Here is a 9278-nt window from a genome sequence, read left to right as displayed (position 1 = left end):
TAACGGTAATGACTCACTTTATGGTGAAGATGGCAATGACGTATTGATCGGTGGCACGGGTGGAGACCTCCTTGATGGTGGCAACCACAATGACGTTCTCTACGGTGAAGGTGGCCACGATACCTTGTACGGCGGCAACGGCGACGACAAGCTCTATGGTCAAGACGCTGGCGACAAGCTATACGGCCAAGAAGGCAACGATACCCTTTACGGTGGTTATGGTGCTGACTATCTAGACGGCGGCAATGGTAATGACTACCTGCGTGGTGAAGGGAATCAAGACACCGTTAGAGGTGGTGCCGGTAACGACTGGATCTATGGTGGCAATGAAACCGACCACCTTTATGGGGATGCAGGTAACGACCATATTGAAGGCGGTAACGACAACGACTTCCTCTGGGGCGGTGATGATGCTGACTACCTCAATGGTAATCACGGCGACGATCACCTCTACGGCGACCGCGGTGCAGACACACTGATTGGTGATCGCGGTGCGGATAAACTCTGGGGTGGTGATGGCGGCGATAAGCTATACGGTGGCGTCGGTGCAGACCAATTGTATGGTGGATATGGTGCTGATTACCTCGATGGTGGCGACAGCAACGACTACCTCCGCGGTGAAGGCAACAAGGATACCATTCTGGGTGGTAATGGTAGCGACACCATTTACGGCGACAACGAAACCGACCATCTCTATGGTGGCGAAGGCCACGACTACATCAGCGGTGGTAACGACAACGACTACCTGTGGGGCGACGGAGGCTGTGACACTTTAATCGGTGACAATGGTTGTGACTTCCTAAATGGTGGCAGTGGAAACGACCGTTTGATTGGTGGTAAGCATCATGACACCTTCTATTTCGAAGCATGGGCAGGTTCGGATGTCATTGCCGATTTCAATAAGCGTCAAGACACCATCCAAATCGATGACTCGCTCGCGTGGAAATTCAATCAGATTTCCTACTGGGCAGACGGTGCCAACACCGTGATGTCGATTAACAACGGGAAAGCCTACATCACACTGGAGAATTTCTCCGTCAATGATGTGAGTTCAGACATGTTCCACTTTGTCTAATCTCCCGCCTAGGTTCTGATCAAAGCCAGACGATGCTTCATCGTCTGGCTTTTTTACCGCTAAAGAAAATCTATGGCACTCACCAACTTTTCCTGCCTCGTCACCTCAGCCGCTGTGTGCAATATTCCACGCAGACTCTCCGGCAAAAGGAAACGACGATGCACATCGCGAAAGATAAACCCCTTGCTGTCATTGCTGGCTATGGTGAAGGTCTGGGTGAAGCTTTAAAACACTGCTTTGAGGAAGATGGCTACCATGTCATCACCCTCAGCCGAAGAAAAAGCGACATCCTCGCAGACACCACTAACGCACAAGAAGTAAACGACGCATTTGATCGCATTCAGCGAGAATATGGCACGCCAGATGTTGTAGTGTGCAACACCGCATTGCTCACCATTGATGGGTTTCTGACGACAACGGCAGAACGCTTTGAAAACACCTGGCGTGCATCAGTTTTGAGTACGTTTAACATTGCGCAGGCAGTATTGCCGGCCATGCTTAGTGCTGGCAAAGGCTCACTCCTTGTTACGGGCGCAACAGCAGGTATCCGTGGCAGTAAAAATTTCAGCGCGTTTTCTTCTGCAAAGTTTGCCTTACGAGGATTGGTTCAATCCCTTGCACGCGAGTTTCAGCCGAAAAACATCCACATTGCCCATATCATTATCGATGGGATCCTCTGGTCGCAAAAAAGCCGTGAACGCTTCCCTGCCCTCGTTGAAGAAAATGCAATTCAACCGCAAGACGCTGCAAACATGTATCTATTTCTCGCAAAGCAACCCAAGAGTGCTTGGACACAAGAGATCGATATCCGCCCCTACAACGAAACGTTCTGATAAGAGGAGTTTGTCGTGAACACGCATTACCAAACCATCATTGTCGGCGGCGGGTTAAGTGGCCTGTATGCAGCCTACCTTCTAGAGCAACAGCAACACGACTACCTCGTGCTCGAAGCGCGTGAACGACTTGGTGGCCGTATTGTGTCGTCGAGTTTAAAAGATAACAGCAATGCCAGTGTCGACATGGGGCCTTCTTGGTTTTGGCCGAATGTTAACCCTCGTGTTTCAGCACTCATTGAAACGCTTGGTATCAATCGCTACAAGCAGTATGGCGACGGCCAATACATGATTGAGAAAGTTAGAAATGCGCCTGCGCAGGCGTTGAATCTCGGCTACGACATCATGCCTGACACCTATCGCCTTGAATGTGGTATGCGAGCTCTCATTGATGGCTTGGCTTCAAAGATCCCGGTTCAAAAATACCAGCTACAAAGCGAAGTCCATCAAATCGCCAAAGATGCCAATGGCTACTATGTCATAACCCTCGAAAAAGCAGGCGAGACCATGACTCTTAAGGCCGACAATGTCCTGTTTGCGATGCCATTGAGGTTGATTGCCCGAAACATTGCTTTCGAACCACCATTAGATCCCAAACTTCAGCGCGTCCTTGATGGCACGGAAACTTGGATGGCAGCCCACGCCAAGGCAGTGTTTCTTTATGAAAAACCGTTCTGGCGAGCAAAAGGATTCTCTGGTTCTGCGTCGAGCAGTGTTGGCCCGCTGGTCGAAATTCATGACGCCTCACCAGAAATTAATGGCGAACCTCAATACGGTGCCATTATGGGATTTGTGGGAATAAACGGCACAGCGCGGAAAACCGCCGGTACGGACACGTTGAAAACGCTAATTCAAAAGCAACTCGTGAGGTTATTTGGGGCAGAGGCTGACGCACCGATTGCAGTGCATTATCTGGATTGGTTTCAAGAGCCCTTTACCGCCACTACCGATGACTTAGCCGTCATGCATGGGTTATACGGTGCAGTGCAACAAGACAGCAATCATTCAACGGTTTTCTTTGCTGGCACAGAGAGCTCTCGAGAATACGGCGGCTATCTAGAAGGTGCGCTAGATGCCGCACAACGTGCCGTAGACGCAATGATCACCAAGCAATTACCGCGCAATTAACTGGCTTTAAATGCCACGACTGAAAATTCCAATGGGATCGCAGCCATATCGGTTCGTCCCTTTTGTTCCACGGAACAACGCAATGAAAAAGATGACGAGGGCAACCCCTGGAATCGCGCCAAAAATCAACCACCATCCAGAGAGATTGAGATCATGGAGTCTTCTGACGCCAACACCAAATGTCGGGACGATAGAAATCAGTAGCCAAGTGACTGTCACGGGATAATGAAGGATGTCGAAAGAGGGGAAGCCGTGGTTATAGATATCTATTGTTAAACAGACGGAGAACATACAGAACTGCGTAATAAAGTAGCCCCAGTATTCCTTTCTTCGCGCGCGTCCAGAAAACTTCGCATAGTTCAGAAACGCTTCGAACAACCACCTCATCGATCTTCCCTACCCTTTTATCAAAGTGACAAATGTGAAATGAGTTAACGAAGCTATCAAATCTCAACAGTCGCAAAACCAACCTGCACCGCAAAATAAAAAAGGGATTTTGAAGTCACTTCACTATGTGTGTTCTTTTATTTTTTTTGAGACACATTTCATGTGACTTTTCAGGATTCATCACATTACTCACTGATTTTCATATGATTATCCATCTATATCTATTTACTAAATATCCCTCACTGACTGCCTGACTCCCTATACAAAATTGTAATGCTGTTTCTGTCGCGTCCAACCTTAGCAAAGGTTGAAGATGGCACAGACACGCTGTATATTGCGAACGCTATTGATAATGATTTTCATTTGATTAATGGAGTAAGCAATGAAACACCTCTTTCTGGCTGGGCTGATTTCCCTATTTAGTGTTCCTTTAGCCTTCGCGGAAAACGTTACCATTGAACATTTGATGGGCAAAACAACCCTTGATGGCATTCCAAAACGTGTCGTTGTGATTGGATTAGGTGCCATGGACGCAATTAACGCGCTAGGTATTGAGCCGGTTGCCGTATCTAAAACGCTGCCTCAAACGCCTGCGTATCTCAGTAAGTTCCAATCCGATAACTACGCCAATGCTGGGAGTTTGTTCGAGCCCGATTTTGAGGAAATTTACACCCAACAACCCGACATCATTGTTGTCGGGCCGCGCAGTTCACCAAGCTACGAAGAACTGTCCAAGATTGCCCCCACCGTGGTATTTGCCGCGAATAGTGACAAAGGCTATTGGCATGCCACCCAAGAACAATGGCGCAACCTGGGGAAAATCTTTGGTAAAGAAGAAATAGTTGAAAAGAAGATTCAGACCTTGAATGAACAAATCAACGCAATCCGCTCACACAATCAGGCAACCGACAACAATGCGCTGACCGTGATGAGCTCAGGTGGAAAGCTTACCTCCTTTGGTGCAGACTCTCGCTTCTCTGCCATATACAGAGACTTCGGCTTTAAGGAAACGATCGAAAATATCAAAGTCAGCACCCATGGTGACATGATGTCCTTTGAGTTTATCCGTGAAGCCAACCCTAAAACCCTGCTAATTATCGATCGCGATACCTTACTCGACCCGAGCAAAAGTACCACCCGCGAAGACTTTGATAATGATTTAGTGAAAGCAACCCAAGCCTACAAGACGGGCAAGATGACCTATTTGGATTTGAACGCTTGGTATCTGGCAATGTCCGGCATTACTGCGACCGAGCAGATGGTTAAAGACATCCAAAACAGCGTTGCACTATAAATCTCTTAATTAAAGCTCTGAGGTAAATCTTGTTCGCTTTATTACTACCACTAGGCTTTCTCAGCCTAGTGTCTTTGTTCATTGGTGTCAGTGACTTATCGCCTGCACTTCTGCTCGCAGGTAACCCTGACGCTTTGAACCTTTTCTTTACCAGTCGATTACCAAGGTTGCTCGCAATATTGCTGGCGGGAGCTGGCCTCAGTATCGCTGGCCTTATCATGCAGCAAATCAGTCAAAACCGATTCGCGGCACCTTCGACAACAGGCACCATTGAATGCGCCATGCTCGGCTATATGTTGAGTTTTGTTTTCTTCGGCAATGGCAACCAACTTTGGCTCATTTTCGGTGTTGCCATGTTTGGCACCTTGGTGTTTGTCACCTTGATTCAGCGTATCCAATTTCGCAATGCTGTCTTTGTACCGCTCATTGGCATTATCTACGGCAGCATTATTGACTCGGGAGCAACATTTCTCGCCTACAAATATGATGCTATTCAAGTGCTCAGTGCTTGGACGGTCGCCAATTTTGCCAGCATTTTAGAAGGTGACTTTGAGCTGCTTTACATCGCTATCCCTATCGCAATATTCAGCTATCTCTATGCAGCAAGAATCTCAGCGGTTGGCATGGGAAAAGACTTCGCTATTGGCCTTGGGCTCAATTATCAACAAGTGTTGATCATCGGCGTTATGTTGGTGTCTGTGCTGTCAGCCAGTGTTGTAATGATTGTTGGTTCGCTGCCTTTTCTTGGCTTGCTCGTACCCAATGTGGTGAGTCTTTTTTACGGCGATAACCTTCGAAAAAACATCCCCCGCGTTGCCGCACTCGGTGCTTTGTTAGTGCTCGCTTGCGACATCGCAAGCCGCCTTATTATCTTCCTTATGAAGTGCCTGTTTCCATGCTGGTGAGCATTTTGGGTGGTATTGCGTTTATCTACTTTATCCTCAAAGGGCCTAGCCATGTCAGACAATAAAAAGATGCTGGCAATGGCGTTCACTGCGATTGCCTTTGCAGCCCTGTTCATAGGGCTTGGCCTAAGCGCTACGAATTACGGCTATTTTCTTTCTCGCCGAGTACCAAAAGTACTTGCCATGATCGTGGCAGGAATCGCTGTTGCCCTGTCATCACTGACTTTTCAAACCATCACACACAATCGCATTCTGACCCCAAGCATCATGGGCTTCGATGCGCTCTATATGCTGACACAAACGCTTTTGGTTGCGTTGTTTGGCGGCTTCAGCCTCTACATCGTAAACGCGTATTGGAACTTTGCGATCGCCACAACCGTGATGGTGGTTTTCTCCCTGCTCTTGTTTGGTTTCTACTTTGCCAAAGGTGGACGCAACCTGATTGTGTTACTCCTTATTGGACTGATTTTGGGGCAGGTGTTTGGGAATTCTGCGTCGTTTCTCACCATGCTGATGGACCCAAACGAGTTCCTCGCGGTGCAAAGTAAGATGTTTGCGAGTTTCAATAACATCAACGTCGATCTTGTCTATCTCTGTGTACCGTTACTCTTGGTGGTAAGTTTCCTGCTTTTTCGCACTCACCGCACCTTAGATGTATTCTGGTTAGACAGAGATAACGCCGTCAGCTTGGGCGTTGACGTAGAAAAAACCACCCGCAAGATGCTCATCCTTTCCTCCATTCTGATTGCCATGTCGACGGCTCTGATTGGCCCAGTCATGTTCTTTGGCCTTCTGGTCACCAACCTTACACGCGAACTGTTTCGCACTTACCAGCACAAGGTGTTGCTAGTGGGATGTTCGCTAATGTCTGTCTGCACCCTGCTTGTCGGGCAATGGGTGGTGGAAAACGTCTTTCAGTTTGAAACCACTTTAAGCGTCGTGGTGAACTTTGTTGGCGGTGCCTATTTCATCTGGATGCTGCTGAAAAACAGGATTGTTTAAACCCAATGATTACTCTCGAGAAACTCTCAAAAGCATTTGGCTCACAAAAGGTTGTGGATGACGCCTCAAGTCAGTTTGAAAAAGGAAAAGTGACCGCCATTATTGGTCCTAATGGTGCGGGGAAAAGCACACTGCTTTCGATGGCAAGCCGTTTGCTCCCGCCTGATGCTGGCAATGTAATAATCGATGGCAAATCTATCGTGGACTGGAACACCGGAGAGCTCGCCAAACATCTCGCCGTGCTGCGTCAGGCAAACAGCATCACGATGCGTTTTACCGTGCGAGAAATGGTGTCATTCGGTCGCTTTCCCTATTCAAAGGGAAATCTGACCGATGAAGATAACAGCATGATAGACAAAGCACTGGCCTATCTTGATCTCGCCAGTTTGCAAGACCGATATCTCGACCAGCTCAGTGGCGGTCAACGACAACTGGCCTTTATCGCCATGGTTATTGCGCAAGATACAGACTATGTATTCCTTGACGAGCCGTTGAACAACTTAGATATCAAACACTCCCTTTCCATCATGCGAACCATTCAAAAACTGGCACATGATATGGGTAAAGCCGTCGTGATTGTCATCCACGACATTAACTTCGCTGCCTGCTATGCCGACCACATCATCGCGATGAAAAAGGGAAAAATTGCGGCTAATGCTGGTGTGAATGATGTCATTCAAGAGGCTGTTTTGAGCGAAATCTACGACACCCCTTTCAGTATTGTTGAAGCCAATGGCAAACGCATGTGTTTGTACTACTGACGAATAAAAGCCCGCGAATTTGCGGGCTTTTTCTTCTTCGTTTGTTCGTTTTGAACGTTACGCGAACTGCTTTCTTCTAAGCTCTCTCGAAAGCCCCACGTAAAGACTCACGCACATCACCAGAAGGAACACGGCAAACGGTAATCCGGTTGAAATGGTGGCGGCTTGCAGTGCGCCTAAGCCACCACCCATCAATAGCGCAATGGCGGCCAAGCCTTCAATCGTACACCAGAAAATACGCTGAGAAACTGGCGCATCAATTTTGCCCCCAGCCGTAATCGTATCGATAACCAAGGAGCCAGAGTCCGATGAAGTCACGAAGAAAATGATCGTCAGCACCATGCCGAAGAAGCTGATAACTGTCGTAAACGGCAGAGCTTCAAACATCTTGTAGATAGAAAGCTCAGGCTGCCAATTACCATTGGTGATCAAGTTCACCACGCCGTTATAGCCGCCATCCATTTGATCCAATGCAGTCGTACCAAACGTGGTCATCCAGACAATACACACAATGGTCGGCGCAATAAGTACCGCCAGAATAAACTCGCGCACTGTTCGACCGCGTGAAACGCGCGCAATGAACATACCGACGAATGGTGACCAAGATACCCACCACGCCCAGTAGAACGTCGTCCAGCCATGGTAGAAGCCAGAATCCTCTCGCCCAACCCAGTTGGACAAAGCAGGTAGCCAGGTGACGTAATCAATGGTGTTGGTCACGATACCACTGAAGATCAACATGGTAGGACCCACGAAGATGACAAATACCATCAACATCGCTGCCATCACCATGTTAATTTCACTCAATCGCTTCACACCGCCGTCCATGCCGCGATAGACAGAAATCAAGCCGCAACGGTAATCGCCAGAATCAAAATAGACTTGGTTTCGATACCGCTATCAATGCCGAACAGATAGTTGAGACCCGCCGCGATCTGATTCGCGCCAATACCCAGCGACGTTGCCAATCCAAACAGGGTTGCCAATACCGCCATGATATCAATGATGTGTCCCCACATGCCCCAAACACGATCGCCGAGAAGCGGGTAGAAAGCGGAGCGCAGTGTCAGCGGCAAGTCTTTGTTGTAATGGAAAAAAGCCAATGCTAATCCTACAACGGCATAGACCGCCCAAGCATGGAAGCCCCAGTGAAAAATGGACGCTGCGGTTCCAATGCTTCGTGCATCTTCTGATCCCACCTCTAAGCCCAGCGGTGGGTTCAATGTGTGGTTCATTGGCTCAAGGACGCCATAGAACATCAGGCCAATACCAACACCTGCTGAGAAGAGCATGGCGAACCACGCTGGATAAGAATAATCCGGTTTTGCGTCATCGCCACCCAATCGAATTTTCCCAACCGGTAAGAGTGCCAAAACCAAACAGAAAATTAGAAAAATGTTGGCGGAAATGACAAAAAACCAGTCGAACGATTGCGTAATTGCGGGGCGCAGCCATCCAAAGAAGTCAGATGCTTGTTCGCGGAAAATCAGCACACCCAAGACAAACACCACGACCATGATGGCTGACACTGGGAAGACGGGGTTGTGGAAATCGAGTCCTAAGAAATTAACGTTATCCTGTCCAATTTGATAATCCGTGTTGTACAGGTCATCGTCATTGTTATCGACATTTGCAGTAGGCTCAGTCATAGAAATACCTTCTTAAACACCCTGCTTCATCTATGAAGAAGGACGACAATAGAACATGGCCAGCGGGTCAAACGACCAGACAGCTTGAAGACAAGGTATGTCCCTGCAAGGTTGATGTATGTTCATCAATCCCAAAGATGCAGACTCACAACCCTGTGAAGATGGGCTGAATAAAAGAAAAGCCGTTACCGGCAATTCAACATTTAACTTGGCTGGGAATACAAAAAGACTGTCTGTCCTAGTA

7 protein-coding genes and 2 pseudogenes are annotated in these 9278 nt (G+C 48.1%); 7 read left to right on the top strand and 2 right to left on the bottom strand.

Annotated features, from left to right (window positions below; all coding sequences use genetic code 11):
* The 3 genes from ATN88_RS11215 to ATN88_RS11205 all read left to right on the top strand — a co-directional run.
* Nucleotides 1–1075 (top strand): calcium-binding protein (locus tag ATN88_RS11215; RefSeq protein ID WP_067415571.1); only part of this gene is annotated, 1075 nt, incomplete at its 5' end.
* Nucleotides 1076–1233: 158 nt separating this feature from the next.
* Nucleotides 1234–1908: an SDR family NAD(P)-dependent oxidoreductase gene (locus tag ATN88_RS11210; protein WP_067415568.1), complete on the top strand. Its 675-nt coding sequence runs from the start codon at nt 1234–1236 to the stop codon at nt 1906–1908.
* Between the two features lie 15 nt (nt 1909–1923).
* Nucleotides 1924–3036 (top strand): flavin monoamine oxidase family protein, encoded by a 1113-nt coding sequence (locus ATN88_RS11205; protein WP_067415565.1) that lies wholly within the window; start codon nt 1924–1926, stop codon nt 3034–3036.
* Nucleotides 3037–3042: 6 nt separating this feature from the next.
* Here the strand turns inward: ATN88_RS11205 and ATN88_RS11200 are convergent, their stop codons facing one another.
* Nucleotides 3043–3423: a DUF805 domain-containing protein gene (locus tag ATN88_RS11200; RefSeq protein WP_067415562.1), complete on the bottom strand. Its 381-nt coding sequence runs from the start codon at nt 3421–3423 to the stop codon at nt 3043–3045.
* A gap of 382 nt (nt 3424–3805) precedes the next feature.
* Between ATN88_RS11200 and ATN88_RS11195 the strand changes: the two genes are divergently transcribed.
* The 4 genes and pseudogenes from ATN88_RS11195 to ATN88_RS11180 all read left to right on the top strand — a co-directional run bounded on the left by ATN88_RS11195 (nt 3806) and on the right by ATN88_RS11180 (nt 7385).
* Entirely contained in the window at nt 3806–4717 is a 912-nt protein-coding gene (locus ATN88_RS11195; RefSeq protein WP_067415559.1) for a siderophore ABC transporter substrate-binding protein, read from the top strand.
* Between the two features lie 29 nt (nt 4718–4746).
* Nucleotides 4747–5687 (top strand): annotated as a pseudogene (gene vctD, locus ATN88_RS11190) (iron chelate uptake ABC transporter permease subunit VctD).
* Nucleotides 5674–6624 carry an iron chelate uptake ABC transporter family permease subunit gene (locus ATN88_RS11185; RefSeq protein ID WP_067415556.1) on the top strand — a complete coding sequence of 317 codons (951 nt, stop codon included), beginning with the start codon at nt 5674–5676 and terminating at the stop codon, nt 6622–6624. Before vctD ends, ATN88_RS11185 begins: the two are co-directional and overlap by 14 nt.
* Before the next feature lie 5 nt (nt 6625–6629).
* Nucleotides 6630–7385: an iron ABC transporter ATP-binding protein gene (locus ATN88_RS11180; protein WP_067415553.1), complete on the top strand. Its 756-nt coding sequence runs from the start codon at nt 6630–6632 to the stop codon at nt 7383–7385.
* Between the two features lie 57 nt (nt 7386–7442).
* On the opposite strand, the pseudogene ATN88_RS11175 reads toward ATN88_RS11180, so the two are convergent.
* A pseudogene (locus tag ATN88_RS11175) lies at nt 7443–9034 on the bottom strand (BCCT family transporter).
* Between the last annotated feature and the right edge of the window lie 244 nt (nt 9035–9278).

Origin of the sequence: Enterovibrio coralii (genome assembly GCF_001559595.1) — a bacterium.
In the GTDB taxonomy this organism is placed as follows: Bacteria; Pseudomonadota; Gammaproteobacteria; order Enterobacterales; family Vibrionaceae; genus Enterovibrio; species Enterovibrio coralii.
The sequence above is the reverse complement of the archived record's forward strand: the minus strand, read 5'-3'. Positions and strand labels throughout refer to the sequence as shown.

What these genes read in the sequence shown, in the direction of transcription:
- ATN88_RS11210 (WP_067415568.1), top strand. Translation starts at nt 1,234, where the DNA reads ATGCACATCGCGAAAGATAAACCCCTTGCTGTCATTGCTGGCTATGGT.
- ATN88_RS11200 (WP_067415562.1), bottom strand. Translation starts at nt 3,423, where the DNA reads ATGAGGTGGTTGTTCGAAGCGTTTCTGAACTATGCGAAGTTTTCTGGA.
- ATN88_RS11195 (WP_067415559.1), top strand. Translation starts at nt 3,806, where the DNA reads ATGAAACACCTCTTTCTGGCTGGGCTGATTTCCCTATTTAGTGTTCCT.
- ATN88_RS11185 (WP_067415556.1), top strand. Translation starts at nt 5,674, where the DNA reads ATGTCAGACAATAAAAAGATGCTGGCAATGGCGTTCACTGCGATTGCC.
- ATN88_RS11180 (WP_067415553.1), top strand. Translation starts at nt 6,630, where the DNA reads ATGATTACTCTCGAGAAACTCTCAAAAGCATTTGGCTCACAAAAGGTT.